Genomic DNA, 22,937 nt, shown 5'->3' on the forward strand with positions numbered 1-22,937 from the left:
ACACTGTCACAACTGACGATCCACTTTCCAGATCGCTTGGAAAAATACATCAGCTTATGAGGCCATTTGGCTGACACAGAGTTTTGAACATCCTCTTCTGACCCAGTGGTAACTGACTTGTATTAGGGCTAGTCCTGGCTTTTATTGATTTACGAATAAAATATAAAATTCTAATTTCCTTAGCCTGCCTTAACTATCATCACGAAGATGTCGATCAAAGAAGTCCTTAATCATAGTGTATTGATGAATACGAGTTTGCTTGCCACGTAAACTATGTTTCTTACCTGGATAGGTCATAAGTTCAAACTGTTGGCCATTATCCTGCAACTGTTTAATCAGGCGTGTAGTATTGGTAAACAATACATTGTCATCTGCCATCCCATGATAAATCAGCAGAGGGCCTTTCAGTCCATCCGTATAGGGAAATACAGAGGAAGCCTGGTAGGCCTCAGCATCTGTATTGGGATTACCCATATAGCGCTCGGTATAGTGAGTATCATAAAGCATCCAATCCGTCACAGGAGCACCAGAAACGCCAGCTTTAAAATAATCTCCGGCCTTAAACATACTCATTAGTGCCATATAGCCACCGTAACTGTGGCCATAGATACCAATATTATTGCTATCAACAAAAGGTAGTGAGCGCAGGAATTTAACACCTATTACCTGGTCCTCTACCTCCGGGCCTCCCATATTTTTGAAAATGGGATTTTCAAACGCTGTACCCCGGTTTGCAGAACCACGGTTATCCAGAGAGAAAACTATGTAACCCTGTTGAGCCATAAATTGGTTGATGTGCTTGTCCCAACTATTGGTTACTACCTGAGCGTGGGGACCGCCATAAACAAATACCATGACCGGGTAACGTTTACTCTCATCAAAATTGGCCGGCTTATATAGGCGGTAATTAAGCCTATGTCCCTGTGGAGCTTTGATAGTGCCAAACTCCGGGGTAATCCACTGGTCTATATAAGGAAATAAGGGGTGCCCTTCAACAACAGCGTTCTCCTCCAGCCAGGTAATACGTTTACCATTTGAACGGTGTAAACTTACCTGTGGAGGAGTAGTGATGCTGGTAAATTTATCCAGGTAACCAGAACCATCCTCAGCAAACTCAATACCGTGCATACCACTGCGTGTGGATATTCGCTGAATACCCCCTTCACCTTGCAGTTGTACACTGTAGAGGTGCCTTTCTATGTCAGAATCTTTACGACCACTGAAATACACAACGCCTTTCTTTTCATCCACAGCCTCCAGCTCATCAACTATCCAATTACCAGCTGTTAACTGCTTCTGCAATTTTCCGTTTAAACTGTACAAATAGAGGTGCTTGAAGCCATCCCGCTCAGATGACCAGATAAATTGGTCGCTGTTTTCCAGGAAATATAAATCATCGCTGAGGTTTACCCAGGTGTCACTGGACTCTTTTAGCAGTTTGCGAGTCTTGCCGTTATTGAGATCAAAAACGCGAAGCTCAAGTTTCTGCTGATTCCGAGACTGCCATTGAAAGGTCAGTAAATTATCGCGAGCCCAGTCCACTCGAGGAATGTAAATATCCTGCTCTTCCCCCAGATTTACCCAACGGATTTTTCCAGACGCCACCTCCATCACACCCAGACGAACCTTAACATTAGCTCTCCCTGCTGCGGGATAGCGCTGGCTTATCATTTCGATGCGATCGGCATATATCTCACTGCGAGTCACTTCATCTACAGGAGACTCATCAACCTGTAGGAAAGCAATATGACTGTCGTCTGGAGACCACCAATAACCAGTCATACGACCCATTTCTTCCTGGGCAACAAATTCGGCCATGCCATTTTTGATAGGCCCTTGGCCATCAGTGGTTAGCGCACGCTCTTTACCACTTTTCAGGTTAACAACAAAAATATCCTGGTCACGAATAAAAGAGACATATCGCCCTTTTGGGGAAACGCGAACATCGGTCTCAAAAGCTTCAGTTTCAGTCAAGCGCCGTGCGGATTTTTTATCCAAGTTGTAATAATAAACATCTCCCGCCAACGGAAATAACAAGGATTTCCCATCCTCAGACCAACTGTATTCCATAATACCGCTGCCATAGATTCGTTGGCGTTCACGTCGGGCTTTTTCCTCATCGGACAGCACCTCATTACCACTGTGGAGGCTGTCAGAGTTCACCAGGATACGGGACTGCCTATCGGCAATGTTGTACTCCCATAAGTCATAGCGGTTGTAATCTTCATCTCGTCCCTTTAGAAAAGTTACCCGGCGACCATCGGGAGAGTACTCGAGGGCGCGGGGCGCTGTGCCTCCAAGGGCTGGATCGGAGAATATTCGCTCAACAGTCAATGTCTCCGCGGAACAGAATCCCGCAAAGGTGCAGCTAAGCAGGGCAAGCAGTTTTCTTTTCATAGAAGGGCTCTTTGTTTTAGTGTTTTATGCTAGACGCAAATCTGCGGTAAAGAAGGGTGTAAGATCGTCTTCTGTGCAAGCAACAAAGTCCCTGAATTCTACACTGTAATCTCCAGATAACGGAGGACATCGAGTTCTACTTCTTAATTTAGCAGATTGACAATCAAACCTGCTGCAATTGTCATTTTTTGCCGTCATTTACTCTGCGCCATCGATATTTGCAATGCCTGAAAACAATCTTGGACCTGATTTTTGACCAATCAAAAACAGTGAGAAGAGGCACCTTTCTTCTTCCACTAAAACAACTCTCACCTTCCATAACAACTCGATCCCAAGAATATCCAGATCGAAACTCTTCCTATTTACCGTCGCGAACTCAATCACAGCTGATTTACTTACTTAGCTAACTTTGAGGCGGACCGTTTAGTCGAGGGTATACAGGGTGATAGAGAGGCCATTTAAGTATGTGATGGTGAAAAGAGTAGCGATCCTGCCAAATCAGGTAATTTGAACCTTAAATTAGTAATGTAAGGAGCACAAAAAACCTTAGATTGACCCCAAAAAACTGAAAACGTTATCTTGGGTAAATCTTATTTTGTGAGAGTATTTTCGATTTCAGTTATCTATTGTGAACAAACATTATTGACAATTTCTATCGGGATCTAAAATCGACCAGGCACTGAGCAGCATGGGTCTTCGGTGCCGATTTCTACGTATATAAGCAACCTCTCCCTGATCCCTAGCTTAAAACTACCAAAAAAAAAACACTCCCTCTTGCATCCCAAGACGACAGGTCATATATTGGCCACCAGTTAGTAGACGACCGGTCTAATTTTTATGGCTCGACCACGTAAAAGCGAAAACACCAAAGAAGCATTGCTAGAAACAGGCACTGCGATGCTAGCCAGCCAGGGATATCACGGCACTGGTATCAAGCAAGTGCTGGATGCAGTAGGCGTACCTAAGGGTTCTTTCTACAACTATTTCCCCAGTAAAGAGGCCTTCGTTGCCAGTATTATTCACTACTATGGCGAGCAGATTGATGCGGAACTCGCTCAGACAAAAATAAACCTGGTTCAGGCACCCGGCTTGATCCAGCTTTGGTGCAGCTTCCAAAACCGTATTCAGTACAAAGTAAAAGCTGGCCAGTCTTGTGCCTGCCTACTTGGGGCGATGTCAGCCGAAGTAGCGCAAGCCAGCCCTCTTTGCCGAAAAGCCATTGAATCTGTAGAGCACAGGTGGCTGGAAAATCTTCGATCGATATTGCATTTGGCCCAGGATCAAGGAGATCTACGCAGTGACATCCCCGCCAATAGCCTGGCGACGCTGTGTTATAGCGTTTGGCAGGGCAGTATTTTGCAATACCAGGTATCCGGTGATCCCAATGATTTACTCAGGCAACTACGGACTTTTTTTAGCACCTTGGTGACACAACAAGGAGCACAAACACTGAGCAGCATTGAAACTTACAGGCAGGACATTCACTTTGAAAAATAGCACTACCCCCTTAAAAAACACCGATCGAGCTACACTTCTCGCTCGCCCGCTGAGTATTCTGGCGGGAACCAGTGTGAAAAACCGCTTGTTTAAATCTGCTATGAGTGAGCAATTAGCGGATCGCAATCACGCTCCCACCGAGGAGCTGGTTCACTTATATCGCACGTGGTCAGAAGGGGGCACAGGTTTGCTGGTCACCGGTAATGTCATGGTTGATCGTACTGCTCTGGGTGAACCGCGCAATGTGGTATTGGACACGGAGTCGGATCTCTCTCTGTTCCGGAGATGGGCTGAAGCCGGGCGCCAAAACGGTACGCAAATCTGGATGCAATTAAATCATCCAGGTAAGCAAACACCCAACTTTTTAAGCACCGAACCCGTCGCACCTTCTGCAATTCCACTGGCTAATGGCTTAGAGAAGACCTTCAACTGCCCAAGAGAACTAACAGAAAAAGAAATAGTAATTATCATTAAAAAATTTGCCTGGGCCGCCGCAAAGGCAAAAAAATTTGGATTTACTGGAATTCAGATACATGCTGCTCACGGTTATCTGATCAATCAGTTTCTGTCCCCTCACCACAATCGACGAAATGATCAGTGGGGAGGCACCTTAGAAAATCGCTTACGATTTTTACGCGAGGTGTATAGTGCCATTCGTGAAGCGGTTGGTGAAGATTTTCCAGTAGGTGTAAAACTCAATTCAGCAGATTTTCAAAAAGGTGGATTCAGCGAAGAGGAATCCATGCAGGTTTTAAAAGCCCTACAGGATGAAGGTATTAACTTAATTGAAATCTCCGGCGGCAACTATGAAAACCCAAGTATGGTTGGTGCCAATGTAAAAGAAAGCACTATAAAGCGGGAGGCCTATTTTCTCGATTATGCAGAAAAGGCGCGAGCACGGCTGAAAATTCCCGTCGTAGTCACCGGTGGCTTCCGCTCCGCAGCTGCCATGGAGGCCGCCCTTGCATCAAATGCTGTGGATATGATCGGCCTTGCCCGCCCGTTAGCGGTTGATCCACGGTTATCGCACAAACTTTTATCGGATGGCAGCCATAAGATAACATTGAAAAAACTCACCACAGGCATTCCCAGCCTGGATTTCATGGCTATGCTGGATGTCACTTGGTATGAGCAACAGCTGGCGCGTATTGGCAAGGGTAAGCCAACGAAACCAAATATGAGTGCTTGGGCCTCAGTATTAAAAACGCTGGCTTCTGTCGGCTTGCTTTCTTTTCAGAGGCGGCGAGCCTGAGAATCATAAAGGCGAGTCCTCCAAATGACGGGTAGATAAGCCAAGCGAGGCAAAACACTAAATGGTATTACTGGGTCAGAAGGAAAAAGTACACTGTACTCGAGACGCACTGTGAATACATCCTTGTAAGCTCGTAATCGGCATCCATGCCTCATAGGGTCCCGAGCGCAGTGTATTCTTTCTTTCCCTCTTTTTAGTATATACGGCGGTGGTCACATTGGAGGGAACAACCAGGCGGAGTAGGTCCAGCGCAGGTAATATCGAGACTGTCGCACGGCCACGCCACACGACAGCAGAATAAATAAAATTCTTGCTTCCAATGAAATACAAAGCTGCTGTAACCAGACGCTCTTTAAGTACCCGGTTACAAAGCTCACTTTTGACGAAAGCAGGAGCCTTTCTAGGCGACAGGATTATTTTTTAGAAGAAAATCCGCATGAAAACGCAGATGTTCTTCAATAAATGAGGCAATGAAATAATAGCTGTGATCATATCCTGCGTGATGTTCCAAGCGAATCGGATAACCACAGGCCTCTGCAGCCAACTGCAGAGCCTCCGGTCGCAACTGATCTTCAAGAAATTCATCCTTGTCTCCCTGGGATATCAGTAGCGGCAGATGCGTCTCTGCACGCCCCACCAATACACTAGCATCGTACTCTTCCCAGCCAGTGGTATCCGCTCCCAGATAGGCTCCCAAAGCCTTCTCGCCCCAGGGGCAAGCAATCGGATTACAAATCGGACTAAAAGCGGAAACAGAGGTATATCGCTCCGGGTTGCGTAACGCTATCACCAAGGCTCCGTGTCCACCCATAGAATGACCGCTGATAGCACGCCGCTGACTCACAGAAAAGTTAGCTTCGACCAACTGTGGAAGCTCTTTCACAATGTAGTCATACATGCGGTAGTGCTGTTTCCAGGGTTGCTGGGTGGCATTAACATAAAATCCTGCTCCCTGTCCCAGATCATAGGCCGGATCATCAGCGACATCATCGCCTCGCGGACTGGTATCGGGAATAACGAGGGCTATACCCAGTGCTGCAGCGAGCCGTTGGGCCCCGGCCTTTTGACTGAAGTTCGCATCGGTACAGGTTAGACCTGACAACCAATAAAGGACCGGATAACGCTGCTTCTCTTCACGATCGGCCTTTTGCGGCACGAAGATGGAGAAATGCATTGGGCAGTCTAGGACAGCGGACTGGTGGCGATATTGCTGCTGCAAACCATCAAAAGACTTGGTGCTGCTGACAAGTTCAATAGGCATGGTAACGAATCCGATCAGGCCTCCTTATAATGAATCACACTGCGGATGCTCTTACCTTCATGCATTAAATCAAAGGCATCATTAATTTTCTCAAGCGACATAGTATGGGTAATAAAATCGTCCAGCTTGAAGTCCCCAGCCAAATAGCGCTCCACGTAATCCGGCAACTCTGAGCGCCCCTTAACTCCACCAAAAGCAGTGCCACGCCACACTCTTCCAGTTACCAACTGGAAAGGACGGGTACTGATTTCCTGCCCAGCGCCGGCAACGCCAATAATGACCGACTCACCCCAGCCTTTGTGGCAGCATTCCAAGGCGGAGCGCATCACCTGTACATTGCCGATACATTCAAAGGAATAATCTACACCGCCGTCAGTGATATCAACAATCACGTCCTGAATTGGCTGCTCATAATTTTTTGGATTAATGCATTCTGTTGCGCCAAGCTTTTTCGCAAGAGCGAATTTATCTTCATTGATATCAATTCCGATAATCCGCTCGGCACCAGCCATCTTTGCACCAATCACTGCCGAGAGACCGATTCCTCCGAGACCAAAAATAGCAACAGTGGAGCCGGACTCCACTTTAGCAGTATTCATCACTGCCCCCATGCCAGTGGTGACACCACAGCCAAGCAAGCACACTTCCTCAAGGGGGGCTTCGGGATTAATTTTTGCCAGAGATATTTCCGGCAAAACCGTGTATTCGGAAAAAGTAGACGTACCCATATAGTGGTAAATAGGCTGCCCATTAACAGAGAAACGTGTGGTGCCATCGGGCATCAGGCCCTTGCCTTGGGTAGTCCGAATTTTTTGGCAAAGATTGGTTTTTCCTGACAAACAAAATTTACACTCTCCACATTCCGGAGTGTACAGGGGAATCACATGATCACCGACCTGTAAACCGGAGACTCCCTCGCCCACCGACTCGACAACACCCGCGCCCTCGTGACCAAGAATCGCAGGAAATACACCCTCGGGATCTTCGCCCGACAATGTAAAGGCATCGGTGTGGCAAACGCCGGTGGCCATCAGCCTGATACGAACTTCGCCCTTCTGTGGTGGCATCACTTCAACTTCCTCAATGGAGAGCGGTTCACCCGCCTTCCAGGCCACCGCAGCTTTACAGCGAATGGTCTCTGCACCCATAGATTTTTTCCTTGTTCATATACATATTGAATTTAGCAGGGGGCCAGCATAGCCCGCAGCCGGAGGGGAGGCAAAAAGGAGAGAGGATAAAGTAGCATTTTTATTGGCCATGCAGCAGAAAATTTTGTACTGATGGATTTTTGGCAATAGCCAATGAAAAACTAACAGGCGAATTCCCTCTGTCGCTTGCGCCACTGCAGTGGGGAGCTGCCATGAATGGCGCGGAAAGCCTTGGAAAAAGCGCTGGTGTCTGTATACCCTAAACTCGCCGAGAGCAAACCAATATCAATACTGGAAGCGCGCAGATGCCAGCGGGCAGTCTCCATACGCGCTTCCTGTAACAACTGTGTAAAGGAAGTCCCCGCCTCACTCAAACGTCGCTGCAAGGTGCGCACAGGTGTATCCACCAACTGTGCAACCTGGACCAAGCTGTGCTGCTGAGCTCCTAAGGTTTGCAATATCAGCGTGCGTACCTGGCTGGAAATATCCCCTTCGTGCCCTTTGAGCAGACCCCAGGTAAACTCCTCAAAATAACTCACCAGGCTCGGGCTTGGAGCGTTGAGAGGCCGCTGTAAAAGATCGGCATTGAATATCAGGCAATCGCGTTTTTGGGTAAAGAGTACCTCTGCTTCAAAGTACTCCCTATAGTGCTGTAGTGGGGAAATCGGAGCGTGGTGAAATTGTACCTGTAGGGGACGGATATCCTTGCCAGCCAGCTCCTGGAATAATCGACAAGCTGCACCCATAGCAAGCTCACTGTACTGTTCCACCGAGTTGGGCCCATCGAAATGGTTAATCCTGCAGGCCACCAGTTGGCCCTCTCGCTCCGATATTTGCCAATGGTCCGCCTGGTTATGCAACACCATATAGCGATGACTTATCCCCAGGGCTGCATCCAGGTTTCCTTCACTGAGCAACAGCTTCCCCAGCACACCGAGCATACGCAGTTCCTGCATCTCGGCAAGACGCAGGCCGAAATCCTCACAGTGCAACTCACTTGCACAGAGATTCAGCAGGTCTAACAGAGTGGATATGGAAATAAGGATATCTGGACGGCGTACACAATTCGCAGGGAGGCCGACACGACCCAAGAGCTCAGCGGGTTCGCCCCCAAGCTGAGGCACCAGCGTATTGAAACCCGCGAGAGTGCCACTACGAATTTCATAAGTGGGATTCATTAATCCACCTCCAGAGTTCGGCCTGTCCTGCATCAATTGCCATCATCCGAGGCCCCACATCGCCTAAATTGACCGCTGTTAGATTGCACAGGGAAAAGAACTCGGGTAAACGACTGGGTGTCATAATAACTGGCCGGAAATATTCAAGTTACAAACCTGATAACAAGCGGGCCGGGTAAGGATCAACTACCCTCGCCATTAGAAAAACTCGCGCGGGCAAGGCTGGATTCAACTGCTCTTTTTCACAAACTTGGTCAGAATCACGATGCGCTGACCTTCCACACGCCCTTCAATATGCTCAGGGTTATCGGTAAGGCTGATGCCCCGCACAGCAGTGCCTCGCTTGGCAACCAGGCTCGAACCCTTGACATCCAGGTCCTTGATAATGGTGATATTATCTCCCGTTTGCAACTGTATGCCGTTGCAGTCGCGGTGCACAATCAGCTCACCCTCTTCCGGTAGTGCACCGGCCTGGGCCCAACCGAGCAGATCATCATCCAGATAAAGCATGTCCAACAGGTCCTGTGCCCAAGTCTCGCCTGAAAGGCGCCTGAGCAGCCGCCAAGCCAGTACTTGCACCGCCGGCTCCTGACTCCACATGCTGTCGGAGAGACACTGCCAATGAGCACTATTTAGTTTCGCGGGGTTATCCAATTGATCCCGGCAAGCTTGGCACAGCAGTACTTGCGGGTCTGCTTGCCCGGAAGACCCTGGGAGTTCATAGACCGCAAGGTTTTCTTTCTCTTTACAAAGCTCACATTGCCCTCCACTGCGCTGTTGCAGCTGTTCCTGATTAGCCATGGATATCCTCAAAAAGTACGCAGTATACGCACTTATTTTCTTAGCCGCGCTAGTACAGATCATTTTACTTAACTCTGTATCAGCATGAGTAGTAATCGACTTAGCATCACCGGCACGAGGGATATTTTATTCGAATAAGCAGAATAGAATATTGCCTTGACAATTAACCCGGGCAATAAATTGAAATACCACAGAAGAAAAGTGAAACAGGGGCTTGGGACCCCTGTTTATACTACTCAATTAATGCTGTACTAATGGTGTGCGGAAATCGCCGAGGCGAATTGCCCACCTTGTTTGTTCGCAATAGCAGAAGTGATATCTCCCAGACTCAATATACCCACCATACGCTTTTCGCTGTTAAGCACAGGCATGCGACGAAGCAACTGCTGCTCCATCTTGTGCACGGCAGAAAGTAAATCGTCCTCCTCCCAACACCACTCGATACCCTCAGTCATCACATCGCGGGCAGTCAGAGAGGAGAGCTTACCCCCTTGCACTACCCCCCGACATACGATATCGCGGTCGGTGACCATACCAACCAATCGATCATTCTCTCCAATTGGGACAGCACCTATATCTTCATCCCGTAGAATCTTCGCCACTTCCTGTAACGGAGTGTCCGGAGTACACCAAGTAGCTCCCTGATGCATTGCCTGTTTCACTTTCATCATTCACCTCCGCCAGTTCCTGAATGTAATTTGTCAGACGGCAGCTCAAGCTGCCATCTGCACGGGATAAAAATCAGTGCACTTCAATACGCTTTCTCTGCGGCGGCTGCCCCTCATGCTTAGGTACATTCAGAGTCAAAATGCCATCTTTAAAATTCGCATCTATCTCACTCTCACGGACATCTTCACCCAAGTTAAAACTACGCAAAAATTTGCCATAACGGCGCTCCTGGCGAAGCACGCGGCCATCTTTCTCTTCCTTCAGTTCACGATGCACTTCCGCCTCGAGGGTCAATACGCCGTTTTCCAAGGTTACATTAATGTCATTCTTGCCAACCCCAGGTAGTTCAGCACTGATTTCATACCTATTCTTGCGCTCGCTCACATCGATGCGCGGCGAGAAAAAACCCTCCCTCTCACTAGTGATGCCTCGGCTTGGGGAAAGCATCTGTTCAAACATATTGTCCAGGTCCAGTAGGGACCCTCTCGGTATCAGGCTCATATCAACAACCTCTTTGCTTCCGCTATGTCGCAAGAGGCGCAAGCAAGATCACAGGAATCTGGCTCGCGCCTCTCACATCTTGACTACATTCTAGGTAATTCAGCGACACTCGGCAGGAAGAAGTGCCTGAAGTAGCCATCACAAATTACATTAAAAAATTCTTTTTATTCATTTTTCATCTATGAAAAATTAACTCATCTGACCACTGATTACGCTGATCGTCGATGGCGTCATATTTAACTAGGATAGTGGCAGACAAATTAAAGAGGAGAAGCGCATGGCTCTAGCATGGGTCCTTGTGGCCAACCAATCGCAAGCCAGGATTTTCGAAGCACAAAAACGCGCCGGAAACCTCCATGAAATTGAAGCCCTCCTCCACCCCGAATCCCGATTATCAGGCCGTGATCTAGACAGTGATGCCCCAGGACGCAGTTTTGACAGCTACGGTCAGGGTCGACACGCTATGGGAAATTTTGCCGATCTGCGCCGTCGTAATGGGGAGAAATTTGCCAAGAAAATAGCCCACACGCTAGAACGGGGACGCCAGGAGGGGCGTTACGAAAAACTGTATATCGTTGCGGAGCCCTATATGGTAGGCAGCCTGCGTGATGCTTTAAAGACGCCAACTCGAGCAACTATTGCCGGAGAAACTGGCAAAAACCTGGTAGAAAGTCAACCAGATGAAATACGGGCACAACTACCTATCTGGCTATAATAATACTTTATCCGCGCAAATAGAAAAAGGGCTGATAAATCAGCCCTTTTTATTTAATCATTGGAAAAGTCAAATCCTGTTAGCATTGACTAATAGCTTATCAATAAGTACATCCTTCTCGCGCCATAGATCGTAGACCCACCGGTTAAATTCAGCACGAAACACTTGATCATTCATATAATCTGAAACAAAGAATTTTTCTGGTATACGAATTTGCTCGATACGAACTATTACTCGTTTTACTTTTCCACCTAGAAAATCAGTGAATGAAGGAATACCATCGGGATATACAATGGTGACGTTTAATAGGCGATTTAACTGTTCACCCATGCTATGCATGGCAAACGCAATCCCTCCGGACTTGGGTTTGAGTAAGTGTTTGAATGGGGAGCCCTGCCTGTCATGCTTTTCAGGAGTAAAACGCGTACCCTCAAGGAAATTTAAAATACTGGTAGGGGTATCTTTAAAGCGCTCACAGGCTTTCTTGGTAGCCTCAATATCCTTACCGCGCATTTCTGGATGCTTTTTAAGATACTCCTTACTAAAACGTTTCATAAAGGGAAAATCCAGGGCCCACCAGCACAACCCCATCACCGGGACCCTGATCAATTCCTGCTTAATGAAGAATTTTAAAAGTGGAATTTTCCTATTCAATACAAATTCCAGCACAAAAATATCCACCCAACTTTGGTGGTTTGAAGTCGCCAAATACCAAGCATTTTTACTGAGATGTTCAGTTCCCTCAATGTCCCAATGCGTTCTCTGAGTAAGTCTCATCCAACCTTTGTTCAGGGTATTCCATGTTTCAGCAATGGCCATGAACACAGAAGCAAAATACTTACGCAATGCCGGGAACGGGAGTATTAATCGCAGAACAATGAAAAACAGCATGGGTATAAAGCAAAGGAGCGTACCGATTACCAGCAGAGCCGAGGCTAATATCAACAACACAAAAGAAGGAAGAAAATTTAACATCTTGCATTTCTAAATTAAATGAATAACAAATAAAGCGCTTTGCTCAGCTCCCTTAAAGAACCATACAAGTCACCACTCAAACTAACGGGGAGACTCCTTTCAGACCGAGTGTATGGCAATCTACGCTCAGTGGAAAAAGCAAATTGCCGGACAACACTAAAGATGGCCAATCTCAACCGTCATGGCTGTGTACATTTTTAGATTCCGCCGGAACTGCTCCAAAGAAATAAACTCATGTTCGCTATGACCGGATAGGCTGTGCTAGGCATAGAGGGACCAAAACTTACAGCATTAGTGGAACCACCGATAACCACGAGCTCGGCCTCCTCATACTTCTCGACTGCTTAGTCCGCAGTATTCTGCGGCCAGGGTATCGCTATCGTTTGAGCCGATAGAGAAACCGACAAGAACATTGATAAGAGAGTAGTTTCAGCTTCATAATTACTCGAAGTGAGTCAAAACGCCATTGTACATCCCGACCCATTAGTATGACTCACCTTTTCAACACAGTCCCGATGGTATTTATCGTCACAAGCCCCTGAAACCTAGTGCCTAACCAGCATTTCCCTACTGCTAAACTTTCCAGTGGTAATAGATCCAGTTGCGTGCCGCTCTACGCCGTCAGCTCTGTACCAAGAGGCTCGGTTTAACTACTTGCTGTTACTGGACTATCCGCTTCCTCGGATACCAAATCCACGCCGGGAGTCGCGCATGGGAACAACGGCTGGCAAACATTTCCATCGTAAACAGTGGCTGAGCGTACAGCAGGCAGTCAATCACCTGAGTGCCTTAGCGGAGGAACCCCTCACCAGCTCCCACTTGGCCGACCTGGCCGAGGAAAAGCTCCTTGATCTTTACTGGTATCGCCCCGGGCAAAAGCTAACCTTCTTGGATGGTTTGGGGAGTCGAGAGCTGGTGGAGCCCCTGCGGTTATGTACAGATAACCATAGTGACTGGCAAGCTATCGTGGGTGTATTGCGCCACAGCCCAGCCCTGCCAGCCTATGAGCAGGATACCCCTCTGCTAGAGGATGCCCAGGGAAATCGCCTGCGCATCACGTTCGATTACCAAGTTCGACCGGAGCCCTATAGCGGCCGCTGGTACCCCAGCCTGGCTGAGCTGGTGTTAAAGCGCAGCGATCTAGAGCAGCTGGAACCGCGTCTATTCTCTTCAACGGAATCCAGCAGTGGCCTGGAACGCCATTTACTACTTGATGTTATTTGGCAGTTGGAACAATTAGCTCTGGGTGGAGAGCAGCACTCCACTAGCTGGCTGGCAGAACAGCTGGCGCAGCGTTCAGAGTCACTGGATCGCAATGCCTGCGAGAAAGTACTTCTGGCCGCGGAGCGCGAGCGAGCCCATAACCAAACACACTAATCGCAGCTTATCTATCAGCCAACTGGCCACTCACGGCGGCCGCATTTGATCTCCCTCCCAGAGTCGCTACCCAACCATTGGTCGCGAGGCTCAAAGGCTGTACCCTAGCGCCAGTCAAATTCAAACAGCGGGAAGAGACCTCGGGAGGTAAAGCGTGCAGGCACGGAATAACCAGACTCGCTACGGCTGGGTTGCCATTGCTTTGCACTGGCTGATGGCACCGGCCATCATTGGCCTTTTTGCTTTGGGTTGGTGGATGCGCCAATTGTCCTACTACGACCCCTGGTACCAACAGGCTCCCAATATTCATAAAAGCATTGGCATTCTGCTATTGATCCTCTTGGCAGTCCGCTTGCTCTGGCGCCTGGTTAACATAGCCCCACGCGCCGAGCCAAGCACACCGCGCTGGCAAATGCTAGCCGCAACAACCACCCACAGCCTCATCTATATACTGCTGCTTGCGATCATGCTGTCTGGGTATCTGATCTCTACCGCCGACGGGCAGGCCATAACAGTTTTTAGCTGGTTCAGCGTGCCTGCCACCATCCAAAACCTCCCCAACCAGGAGGACATCTCTGGAAGTTTCCATGAAATTCTGGCCTGGACCCTAATGGCGCTGATAACCATCCACGCCTTGGCAGCGCTTAAACATCACTTTATCAACCGTGACTCAACCTTGCTTAAGATTCTCGGAGTCCCGGATAAATCTCTCCGCTCAGAAGAATCCCCCCCCATCACAACCACAAAAAAGGAAAAAACTATATGAAAAAGCTAGCTGCAATTCTTTTCGCTGCGCTACTTGGCACTACAGCCCAGGCTGCCCAGTATAAGATCGATACCAAAGGGGCTCACGCCTTTGTGCAGTTTCGTATCAAGCACCTTGGCTACAGTTGGCTATATGGGCGCTTTGACGATTTTAATGGCTCATTTGTTTACGACGATAAAGCACCGGAGAAGTCGTCGGTCAATGTCAATATCGACGTAACCAGTCTTAACAGTAACCACGCTGAGCGCGACAAGCACTTGCGCGGTACTGACTTCCTCTATACAGAGAAATTTCCCTCAGCCACCTTCAAAAGCACCAGTTTTGAGCCACTCGACAATGGTAAAGCAGTACTAAAAGGTGAATTGACTTTGCGCGGTGTTACCAAGCCAATCACTATAGATGTCACCAACATTGGTGGCGGCAAAGACCCCTGGGGTGGCTACCGTCAAGGCTTCAGTGGCACTACAGAGTTTGAACTAAAAGATTTTGGTATTGATTACAATCTAGGCCCCGCCTCTCAGAAGGTTGAAATGATCCTGGATATCGAGGGTATCCGTATCTAAATCGGTATGTAAATATTCGACTGCTTTAGGGGGCAATGCCATATAAGCCAGGGCCCCCTTTCATTCCCATGGCCGGACTAGCCTTCAATTCAATGGGATAAAATCAATTACGCCGAAAAACCAAATACTAATCAGCCACTCCATCAATACAGACACCTGGCACATTCCAGTCCCGTCATTAGTCTCTTGGGCAAGTAGAAAACCAATAGCAAGACCAAAGCCACCAATCCAACTCGGTTAATCAGCCGTCGGCCAAAGTGCGCTGATCATGAGTGCCAAGCTAAGCGTTATCAGCGCAGCTTTTTAGTAACTAAGATACGCAGGGAATGTGTAAACAATCCAGCTCTGGACAACATTTGACCGGCTCTTGGCAAAAGACAGCACCCCAGCGGCATTCGTTTAGAGCCTGGAGAAGGTGCACCTACCAGGAACGTTAGCACCAATTAAAAGCTGCAAAAAACTATAGAAATTCGAACCAGTTCACACTGAGTAAGCACAAACTATTACGGCGCTTTTGACGTCAGAGCAACTTTTCAGCGAAAATAGTGAGAATTAGTATCAATCATTGCAATCGTTCCTTAGATAGGTATAAATGGGACGACAATACAAGAGCAACTTCAAACTCTTAGTAACCACTTACTTACAGGAAGGTTAGTAATCCCCCGGAACAGACGGTTAAATTACCATCACCCATGGTCGATATGGCTAACAACCTGATACATTGCGGTTTTGAGCAAGCGCTTGAACAGAGATTAACCTTATCAATACAGGTTTCCTTTACTTCTCTTAAGTCAGTGCGCTCGCCTCGTTTTGAGTGTCGAAGAATCAGACTTGCAGAAAGTTCCGATAATCGGATCGGAGTGAAAAGGACAAAATAATGGCTTGCTTAGAGCATCCAGATAGGGAACAACCAGTTTATCTCATGGCGCACCACACTGTTGGTCGCCGGCAGGGCGCCGTGGACACCCGTATCACCAGCGCCGAAATATCTGGCATCCATGCAGCAATCCAGTGGACCGGCACCCACTGGAATATTCGCGACCTCAGCCGCAATGGAACCTGGCTCAATGGCCAACAGCTGGTCCCCGCCAAAAGCTATCCACTACAAACCGGTGACAAAATCTGTTTTGGTCGGGTCAATAACCCTGAATGGATCGTTGAAAACCTCGACGCCCCCGAAAACCTATTGATCGACCTGCAGACCGGAGAAGCACAGCTACTAGAGCAATACCACTTGCTGCCGGATGAGAGCGAACCTCTAGCCAGCCTGCACTTCAGCCCGGTAACTGCCCAGTGGCAGTATGAATTTACCGGTAACTCCACCGAGGGTGGCAACAAGCTCCAAGTGAACCATGGCGACAGGGTCGACTGTGGCCTTAAAAGCTGGCAGTTATTCTTGGCTGACAATCAGGGCGCAACCAAGGAGCTATCCTTGCAACAACTCTCGATCACCGACTTTGGCCTGCGCTTCTCGGTTAGTTCCCATGAAGAACACGTACAATTACAGTTGCAACGGGAAGGCATGAAGCAGTCCCTACCAGCACGTATTCACAACTACCTACTTCTGTATCTTGCTCGCGCCCGCTTCTGCGACATGCAAAACGGCATGGATACAGACTCTCAGGGTTGGGTTTCCATACAAGTAGCTACCCACGAGCTGGGTATTACCGTCAACCACTTGAATACACAGATCTTCCGTGCGCGCAAACAGATTTCAGAATCTCTGCCAGATGCTGTTGATACCTCAAATCTCGTGGAGCGCCGCTCCTGGGAGATTCGCCTTGGTTGTCATCAGTTTGAGATTTATAAAGGCACTCAATTGGAGGCGAAGACTGAAACGCAAGAAGCGTAGCTGACATATATCAAGGAGTCCCGGGGCTAGCCACCCCTTCTTCTCTCACCCGGTCTTTTATTGCCAGGGAAGAGTACTTAGAAAGCAAGAGTCTTAGAAAACTTTCCAATATCCTTGTAACTTCCTTTTTACTATCGCCTACTACAAGGTGAGCCAAATTCTAGTTGTTCACCCCAGCTCTAGCTACCTTTATGAGCAGGAGGCTGTGAAGATTTGGACCAAGTGTTCAGCGATTGAGATACTATCTAAAAATAGACGGTTCGGCGCCTGAAGCCTTGTCTTACTTAGAAACCATGAACAGACAAAAGCTATATAACTAACAACGATAAAATTTTCTCGGGTAACTTTTTAGTCGCAAGTCTTTAGAGTTGGAAATAGCTTAGCCTAACTCACAACTATCGAGTTCTGGGCTACTTATACTTTAAGTCAAGTCAGTTTTGGCGTTCTGCGCTGCCCCCTTTATACTAACCCAACAGTAGGCGTACACTAGAGGCCATCAAGCCAAAAGATATAGAATATCGTGAACCATTTCCTTCAGAAAGAAAACAGATAGCTTCACGAAAATGTACCATCGGGTAGAATGGCCCATCCATCCAAGAAGAATTTATTACAATGGACGTAGTTGCACTGGAGAAGACAGAGAAATATCAGGGTCGATACAGGGTAGAATGCACTTTGGGCGCAGGCGGCATGGGGGTCGTTTACCTCGCTGAGGATATGAAGCTTGGTCGCAAAGTTGCCATTAAGCAACTTCGCTCAGATATGACTGGTAATTCTGCTGAAGCCCGCTTCCGCAGCGAAGCTCAACTGTTAGCCAGGCTCAACCACCCAAATATTGTACGATTGTACGATGTGCTCGAAGAGAAGCACAGTATTGCCTTAGTCATGGAACTGGTTGAGGGGGTAACCCTTAAGGAGTGGATGCGTGAGCACACCCCAACCTTAGCGGAAAAGCTTGACTTATTGATGCAGATTTGCCAAGGACTCAGTAAGGCCCACTCTCTGGGCATTATCCACAGGGATCTTAAACCAGAAAATATTCTCGTAACCGTCGATGGTATTGCCAAAATTACCGACTTTGGAATTGCCAAAGCGTTGGACTGCGAACAGCAACTCACTCGCGAGGACCATATTGCAGGTAGTGTTCAAGCAATGTCTCCGGAACAATTGCAAGGAGCCAAGCTAGATGCTCGCAGCGATTTATTTAGCCTAGGCAGTATTACTTATGAGCTACTTTGTCAGGCCAAACCTTTTGAGCGTGGAGACAAGAGCGCACTTGCTTTTGCCCAGCAAATCACTAGCTCACCTCATATACTCCCTCAGAAGTCTTGGCCGGAGATCCCCAAACCGCTTGCAGCCCTCTTGGACAGGCTACTTAGCAAACGACCAGAACAGCGCCCCGATTCTGCCTTACAAGTCTATGAAGCACTTGAGCTTGTTCGAAAGCATGGTATAGATGCTAATACGCAACAGTATTCTGAGACCGTTACCCAGCTACTGATCAAACCAAGAAAAAAAACTGGGAAAATTACCACGGTATTTATGGGCCTCATACTAGCCGGAACTACTGCATTTTGGGGCTGGAAAACCTTTATGCAGTTACCACCACAGTATATTGCCGTACTTCCCGTAGAGATTAATGGAACGGTAAGGGGTGGAAAGAATGCTGAGGTACTGGTAAAGGCTATGGTACGCCAAGCTCTGCTTGGCACACCGTCCCAACTCAAGTCTAGCGCCTTAGTGAGCTATAATCCCATTGAAGGGGAAAACTATGAGGAACAGCTAAAAAAATTACAAAATAAAGGCGTTACTGATGCCTTACTTGCCCGCCTTGACTGTATGCAACTTCGTTGCAACATTGAACTACAAAGGATCAATCCTGTAGACAGCCAAATTCGCCAGCAAACCGGTTTCGTCTTCCTTAGTGACAAAAGGCAAGAAGCCCAATACACCATCGGTAATAATGCTCTCCAACTCTTCTCCAAGAATTACCGGAAAGAACCTAATCAAGAAATTAGAATGGACAACGAGGATTACAGCCGATACTTAACTCTACTCTCCAAAATTGGTGGCGACCAAACAATACAAGCTGCCGACCAAGAAATACTAAAAGAGCTAATTGGAACATATCCTCAAAATACAAATCTTTATTCAGCCTATGCGAAAGCTTCTGCAGTTCTATTCGCGACCACCAATGATAATAGACTTCTGTCCGAGGCCCTAGGCATACTGACTAGCGCCGAAGGCTTTATCACTAATGAGACAGCCTTGCTAGAGGCTAAATTACTAATAAAGTCTTTAGGCTCGGACCGCAAAGGATTTGAGTCCATATTAAAGAAGCTACAAACTAGAGGCCACCCTTCAGCACACCTTCTAGCCCAATACTCCCGTTTTCAATACATGCATGGTAGCCACCAGCTTAGCTTAGCTTAGCTTATGCTCAGGAAGCCGCTGCACTTAGCCCATCCTTTAATAATTTTTATTATATTGCTATTAATGAAATGGCACTAGGAGATTACACATCTGCAAAAACCACGTTAAAAAAGATGATAAAAACCTACCCTGAAAGGTGGAAGGCCTACAATTTACTGGGGGTAATCGAATTACAAACTGGCAATTTATCAAAAGCAGAAAAAGCTATTATTTCCATCCCTGAGCCTCTACGGGACTGGCAAACCAAGTCCAATCTCGGAACCATTTACTTCCTAAAAGGTGAATATGAAAAAGCACTATTTCACCACAATTTACTGTACCAGGAATCTCCGAATAACTTAACAGCCATCTACCACCTTGCTGAAGTACACTTAATGCTATCAGATAACAAAAAAGCTAATGAGTACTTTAGTAAAATAATAGCACTCACAGATGAGACTGATACAAAAGATATCTTATCAAGAAGATACAGAGCCGAAGCTCTTGCCCATCACAGAAGAGCCGCCGACTCAATCGCACTAATAAAAGGCCTTTTACGAGATGCACCTGATAGCATCAACGTAATGCACTCCGCAGCTTTAGTTTATACTCTCGCCGAAGAATGGCAATCCGCAAGCTATCATTTGGAGCAGCTAATACAGCAAGGGTTTACTCCAGAATGGTTTTCGCTGCCTGCGTTTCAGCGCATCTGTACCAAACGACAAGCCTCCCAAGCTGTAATAAAAACTATCTGTCCTTAGTCTGGTACAGGGTTAATTACAGCATTAGGATCACCAGAAACAAAGTGCATTCCTGTTTCCGCATCTACACACATCCACAAAAATGAGAAATTGTCAGGGATGCGCTCTTTATCTTTAACTTTAATGACCAGCTTCGTGTAATCGCCGTCCACCTCCTTTGCGCGAGAACGGAACTGGTGACGGAAATCAGGACTTAAGGCAATAATCCCATCCAGCTTGTAATTTTGGCGATAACAAACAAACTCCAGTTCCCGACCAAATACCTCTGATAGATCCAAGGAAATCTTCAAAGTGAGCTCCCCACCTTCATGAAGGTTGAAGTGCATATTGCCAAAATGCTCTTCCGGATTATCGGCATTAAACAGCGGCCAATACTGGGGCTCACCATTTTTTTGCTCCCTGGGCTGCAAAACCAGATCCAGCTTCAATCCCTCTTTAGGTACCTCGCACTCCAGTACGGGTAAGTCGGCACAAGCGCCCATTGTTCATCCCTCTCGTAAGAATTTGTTATTTGGTGTCACCAGAAGACGTTTTATCTAATGTAAACTACGTCTGTGACTGCGTCATCATAACCGGTCCCGGTGTAAAAAAAAGCCGGCGGTATTGATACTGCCGGCCCGAATGATGGTCCCAACCATCGACGGTTACAACAACACTATCAAGAGCAAAATTTGGCATCCATGCCTCGGGCAAGCTCATCCAAAAGTTCCGACTAAGACTCTGCACCTGTCGGCTCCAGCTTGACCGTTCAGCTTGCGCTGAATCCTTTCCCATCCGTCGCACTAGTAAAAAGCACGAGAAAACCAAATTCATCCGAAGTTATGTTGCGAGGGCTGCCTGTCCATGGCTAGGAGATAGCTTTCACAATCTCCCGTACCCCCTCAACTGGAATCCACTGTACGGATTTACGAATTACAGGTCTATCACACCCAATTACAGAAAATTACGCGCCAAGTGTTTTATGCCTCGGTATAGGCTGTTAGAGTCGTCATATAACAAAAAGCGTCGCTTAGTGAGGATACGATGGAAGCGAATCTCGAAGATGTAAAAATTCTTTCTCCCCGCCGCAATACTACCGAAGCCACAAATATTAAGGAGCTGGCCCGGGAGCAGTTGCAGCATTTCTGTATCGATACAAAGTCGGAGCACGGCCGGTTACTGGAGCAAACTGCGGCACTGCTATATCAGGCTCAGGGCAACCTGAACCAACTGTGGAGTCAGGTTACAGAGACCCTGCAGCGCTTGGACCGCTCAGATAAAATCGCCTACTTCAACGCCAAGCGCTTTATGAGTTTCCAGCTGGCAAAGCTGTTAGACACTTTACAAAATCCGTTACGGGCTAGTTTTCAAAGCCTGCAGGGAGATGATTTTAATATCACCACCCGTGGTGGTTACCCGTTGTTCGACAATATTCCCGCGATTTTTTCTGCTACGCCGGTAATTGCACGTACTGCCACTTACATTTATGCCTGCACCGAGTGGGTCGATGATGCCTTTCGCGGCCGCGAACCCAGCCATGATATCTACTCGCGTCTACTCAACCCCACTTCTATTTCCCTGGCCAACGCCATTGTGGATCTCGAGTGTGGCCCTGCGGCAAACGAATATATGGCCTGGAACTTTAACTCCGGTATGGCCGCCATTGATGCACTGCTCTCCAACCAGCTGCGCCGCGATGATATATTGATTGTCTCGCGCAATATCTACGGCGGCGTGCACCAACTGCTACAGGATTTTTATGCGCGCAAAGACAAGCTCGCTATCCAGTTGGTTTGGTTTGATGGTACCAGTGGAGAGGAATTTAAAAAGCTATTAAATGAAACCCAGCGAGATTATGCGGATGCTCTTGCTGGGGGAGCCAAGATCCACACCTATATCGAATCACCCTGTAACCCCCACGGTATCATGCTGGATGTGCCGGCCATCTGTAAGGCCGCGCACCAGGAAAATCTCCTTGTCAGCCTGGACGCCACCCTAGCCACTCCTTTCCTATACCAACCATTGCGTAGAGAGGACAGGGAAGAGCGCCCGGATTTTGTTGTGCACTCCTACACCAAGGATATTGGCGGCACCGGAGCCGCGACAGCTGGCGTAGTTATCGGGGAAAACCACCGTATGTTTATTCCCAAAGGGGACAGCGCCAAAGGACTCAACTGGGATCAGTGCATGTTCTGGGATGTGTATTACATCAAAGGTGCATTCCTGGATGCAGACAAAGCCTGGGAGGTACACTGCGGCATGCGTACCCTGGAAATGCGTATGCTCACTAAATGTATTAATACACTGAGCCTTAGCCATTTCTTTGCCAGCCACAATAAAATCCGTGTGAATAGCCATGCAGTAGAAAGTCATCCGAATTCAAAAATGCGCGAGTCCTTAATGCGCTACCAATTCCCAACACCGTTATTCAGTATTGATATGGAGGCGGCACAGATTCCCACTGAAGCGTTCAAGAGTTTCTTTGATGCGCTGGAGCCCGCCTTCGGACAGATGGTAAGCCTGGGACAAACCAACACCATGGTGCTCTGCCCGGCCCTCACCTCCCACTCAGAGCTTTCGCCAGAAGCGATGGAAGCTGCGGGCATATTCCCAACCACAATTCGAATTTCCGTCGGAGATGAGAATATGGCCCAGCTCGCGGCCCATGTGATTAATTCCGCTCGCCTGCACCTGGACCCAGTAAGCCCAGGGTTCAGTGAAGGCTTTATTACACCCGAAGAGGCCGACGCGCTCTTTACCCGCTTCTATATGCAGTCCCACCAAAAAGTGGCGGAAGCACAGCCGAAAATTGCCGATTATCTGTGAAAGACAC

Annotated in this window: 19 protein-coding genes; 10 read left to right on the top strand and 9 right to left on the bottom strand. The window is 47.8% G+C overall.

The annotated features are described in order from the left end of the window. Positions 1 to 189: 189 nt before the first annotated feature. Positions 190 to 2,397: a S9 family peptidase gene (locus ACCI49_RS12230; RefSeq protein WP_371839286.1), complete on the bottom strand. Its 2,208-nt coding sequence runs from the start codon at positions 2,395 to 2,397 to the stop codon at positions 190 to 192. Between the two features lie 837 nt (positions 2,398 to 3,234). Between ACCI49_RS12230 and ACCI49_RS12235 the strand changes: the two genes are divergently transcribed. Further along, positions 3,235 to 3,894 carry a TetR/AcrR family transcriptional regulator gene (locus ACCI49_RS12235; RefSeq protein ID WP_371839288.1) on the top strand — a complete coding sequence of 220 codons (660 nt, stop codon included), beginning with the start codon at positions 3,235 to 3,237 and terminating at the stop codon, positions 3,892 to 3,894. Then, positions 3,884 to 5,146 carry an NADH:flavin oxidoreductase/NADH oxidase family protein gene (locus ACCI49_RS12240; protein ID WP_371839289.1) on the top strand — a complete coding sequence of 421 codons (1,263 nt, stop codon included), beginning with the start codon at positions 3,884 to 3,886 and terminating at the stop codon, positions 5,144 to 5,146. Before ACCI49_RS12235 ends, ACCI49_RS12240 begins: the two co-directional genes overlap by 11 nt. Before the next feature lie 400 nt (positions 5,147 to 5,546). Here the strand turns inward: ACCI49_RS12240 and fghA are convergent, their stop codons facing one another. The 6 genes from fghA to ACCI49_RS12270 all read right to left on the bottom strand — a co-directional run bounded on the left by fghA (position 5,547) and on the right by ACCI49_RS12270 (position 10,704). After that, complete coding sequence (gene fghA, locus ACCI49_RS12245) at positions 5,547 to 6,407, bottom strand: S-formylglutathione hydrolase (RefSeq protein ID WP_371839290.1); 861 nt, start codon at positions 6,405 to 6,407, stop codon at positions 5,547 to 5,549. A gap of 14 nt (positions 6,408 to 6,421) precedes the next feature. Continuing rightward, complete coding sequence (locus tag ACCI49_RS12250) at positions 6,422 to 7,555, bottom strand: S-(hydroxymethyl)glutathione dehydrogenase/class III alcohol dehydrogenase (RefSeq protein ID WP_371839291.1); 1,134 nt, start codon at positions 7,553 to 7,555, stop codon at positions 6,422 to 6,424. A gap of 161 nt (positions 7,556 to 7,716) precedes the next feature. Further along, the gene (locus tag ACCI49_RS12255; protein WP_371839292.1) at positions 7,717 to 8,733 is read right to left on the bottom strand and encodes an AraC family transcriptional regulator; all 1,017 of its coding nucleotides are present in this window, start codon (positions 8,731 to 8,733) and stop codon (positions 7,717 to 7,719) included. Positions 8,734 to 8,961: 228 nt separating this feature from the next. Continuing rightward, a complete protein-coding gene (locus ACCI49_RS12260; RefSeq protein WP_371839293.1) occupies positions 8,962 to 9,534 on the bottom strand; it encodes a PhnA domain-containing protein in 573 nt (190 codons plus the stop codon). 251 nt (positions 9,535 to 9,785) lie between these two features. Beyond that, complete coding sequence (locus tag ACCI49_RS12265) at positions 9,786 to 10,205, bottom strand: CBS domain-containing protein (protein ID WP_371839294.1); 420 nt, start codon at positions 10,203 to 10,205, stop codon at positions 9,786 to 9,788. A 70-nt stretch (positions 10,206 to 10,275) separates the two neighbouring features. After that, positions 10,276 to 10,704, bottom strand: a complete 429-nt coding sequence (locus ACCI49_RS12270) for an Hsp20/alpha crystallin family protein (RefSeq protein WP_371839295.1) — start codon at positions 10,702 to 10,704, stop codon at positions 10,276 to 10,278. 277 nt (positions 10,705 to 10,981) lie between these two features. Between ACCI49_RS12270 and ACCI49_RS12275 the strand changes: the two genes are divergently transcribed. Further along, positions 10,982 to 11,419 (top strand): host attachment protein, encoded by a 438-nt coding sequence (locus ACCI49_RS12275; RefSeq protein ID WP_371839296.1) that lies wholly within the window; start codon positions 10,982 to 10,984, stop codon positions 11,417 to 11,419. Between the two features lie 69 nt (positions 11,420 to 11,488). On the opposite strand, the gene yihG is transcribed toward ACCI49_RS12275, so the two are convergent. Continuing rightward, positions 11,489 to 12,394 carry a 1-acylglycerol-3-phosphate O-acyltransferase, YihG family gene (gene yihG / locus ACCI49_RS12280; protein ID WP_371839297.1) on the bottom strand — a complete coding sequence of 302 codons (906 nt, stop codon included), beginning with the start codon at positions 12,392 to 12,394 and terminating at the stop codon, positions 11,489 to 11,491. 711 nt (positions 12,395 to 13,105) lie between these two features. Here yihG and ACCI49_RS12285 point away from each other — a divergent pair. The 6 genes from ACCI49_RS12285 (at position 13,106) to ACCI49_RS12310 (ending at position 20,125) form a co-directional block, all read left to right on the top strand. Next, positions 13,106 to 13,771 carry a hypothetical protein gene (locus tag ACCI49_RS12285; RefSeq protein ID WP_371839298.1) on the top strand — a complete coding sequence of 222 codons (666 nt, stop codon included), beginning with the start codon at positions 13,106 to 13,108 and terminating at the stop codon, positions 13,769 to 13,771. A 154-nt stretch (positions 13,772 to 13,925) separates the two neighbouring features. Continuing rightward, entirely contained in the window at positions 13,926 to 14,537 is a 612-nt protein-coding gene (locus tag ACCI49_RS12290; RefSeq protein WP_371839299.1) for a cytochrome b, read from the top strand. Further along, positions 14,534 to 15,100, top strand: coding sequence for a YceI family protein (locus ACCI49_RS12295; RefSeq protein ID WP_371839300.1), 567 nt, complete (start codon positions 14,534 to 14,536; stop codon positions 15,098 to 15,100). Before ACCI49_RS12290 ends, ACCI49_RS12295 begins: the two co-directional genes overlap by 4 nt. Positions 15,101 to 15,977: 877 nt before the next feature. Further along, positions 15,978 to 16,952: an FHA domain-containing protein gene (locus ACCI49_RS12300; RefSeq protein ID WP_371839301.1), complete on the top strand. Its 975-nt coding sequence runs from the start codon at positions 15,978 to 15,980 to the stop codon at positions 16,950 to 16,952. Positions 16,953 to 17,564: 612 nt separating this feature from the next. Continuing rightward, the gene (locus tag ACCI49_RS12305; protein ID WP_371839302.1) at positions 17,565 to 19,385 is read left to right on the top strand and encodes a serine/threonine protein kinase; all 1,821 of its coding nucleotides are present in this window, start codon (positions 17,565 to 17,567) and stop codon (positions 19,383 to 19,385) included. Positions 19,386 to 19,438: 53 nt separating this feature from the next. Further along, positions 19,439 to 20,125 (top strand): tetratricopeptide repeat protein, encoded by a 687-nt coding sequence (locus tag ACCI49_RS12310; RefSeq protein WP_371839350.1) that lies wholly within the window; start codon positions 19,439 to 19,441, stop codon positions 20,123 to 20,125. On the opposite strand, the gene ACCI49_RS12315 is transcribed toward ACCI49_RS12310, so the two are convergent. Beyond that, a complete protein-coding gene (locus tag ACCI49_RS12315; RefSeq protein WP_371839303.1) occupies positions 20,122 to 20,607 on the bottom strand; it encodes a hypothetical protein in 486 nt (161 codons plus the stop codon). The genes ACCI49_RS12310 and ACCI49_RS12315 overlap by 4 nt on opposite strands. Before the next feature lie 541 nt (positions 20,608 to 21,148). Here ACCI49_RS12315 and ACCI49_RS12320 point away from each other — a divergent pair. Continuing rightward, on the top strand, positions 21,149 to 22,930 hold the full coding sequence (locus tag ACCI49_RS12320; protein WP_371839304.1) for a trans-sulfuration enzyme family protein: 1,782 nt from the start codon (positions 21,149 to 21,151) through the stop codon (positions 22,928 to 22,930). Positions 22,931 to 22,937: the final 7 nt, after the last annotated feature.

The sequence above is a fragment of the Microbulbifer epialgicus genome, assembly GCF_041447265.1.
GTDB classification, from domain to species: domain Bacteria; phylum Pseudomonadota; class Gammaproteobacteria; order Pseudomonadales; family Cellvibrionaceae; genus Microbulbifer; species Microbulbifer epialgicus.

Coding starts and splice junctions, on each gene's coding strand:
- ACCI49_RS12235 (WP_371839288.1), top strand. CDS start 3,235: ATGGCTCGACCACGTAAAAGCGAAAACACCAAAGAAGCATTGCTAGAA.
- ACCI49_RS12315 (WP_371839303.1), bottom strand. CDS start 20,607: ATGGGCGCTTGTGCCGACTTACCCGTACTGGAGTGCGAGGTACCTAAA.
- ACCI49_RS12265 (WP_371839294.1), bottom strand. CDS start 10,205: ATGATGAAAGTGAAACAGGCAATGCATCAGGGAGCTACTTGGTGTACT.
- ACCI49_RS12255 (WP_371839292.1), bottom strand. CDS start 8,733: ATGAATCCCACTTATGAAATTCGTAGTGGCACTCTCGCGGGTTTCAAT.
- yihG (WP_371839297.1), bottom strand. CDS start 12,394: ATGTTAAATTTTCTTCCTTCTTTTGTGTTGTTGATATTAGCCTCGGCT.
- ACCI49_RS12270 (WP_371839295.1), bottom strand. CDS start 10,704: ATGAGCCTGATACCGAGAGGGTCCCTACTGGACCTGGACAATATGTTT.
- ACCI49_RS12305 (WP_371839302.1), top strand. CDS start 17,565: ATGGACGTAGTTGCACTGGAGAAGACAGAGAAATATCAGGGTCGATAC.
- ACCI49_RS12295 (WP_371839300.1), top strand. CDS start 14,534: ATGAAAAAGCTAGCTGCAATTCTTTTCGCTGCGCTACTTGGCACTACA.
- ACCI49_RS12250 (WP_371839291.1), bottom strand. CDS start 7,555: ATGGGTGCAGAGACCATTCGCTGTAAAGCTGCGGTGGCCTGGAAGGCG.
- ACCI49_RS12300 (WP_371839301.1), top strand. CDS start 15,978: ATGGCTTGCTTAGAGCATCCAGATAGGGAACAACCAGTTTATCTCATG.
- ACCI49_RS12275 (WP_371839296.1), top strand. CDS start 10,982: ATGGCTCTAGCATGGGTCCTTGTGGCCAACCAATCGCAAGCCAGGATT.
- ACCI49_RS12320 (WP_371839304.1), top strand. CDS start 21,149: ATGGAAGCGAATCTCGAAGATGTAAAAATTCTTTCTCCCCGCCGCAAT.
- fghA (WP_371839290.1), bottom strand. CDS start 6,407: ATGCCTATTGAACTTGTCAGCAGCACCAAGTCTTTTGATGGTTTGCAG.
- ACCI49_RS12230 (WP_371839286.1), bottom strand. CDS start 2,397: ATGAAAAGAAAACTGCTTGCCCTGCTTAGCTGCACCTTTGCGGGATTC.
- ACCI49_RS12285 (WP_371839298.1), top strand. CDS start 13,106: ATGGGAACAACGGCTGGCAAACATTTCCATCGTAAACAGTGGCTGAGC.
- ACCI49_RS12260 (WP_371839293.1), bottom strand. CDS start 9,534: ATGGCTAATCAGGAACAGCTGCAACAGCGCAGTGGAGGGCAATGTGAG.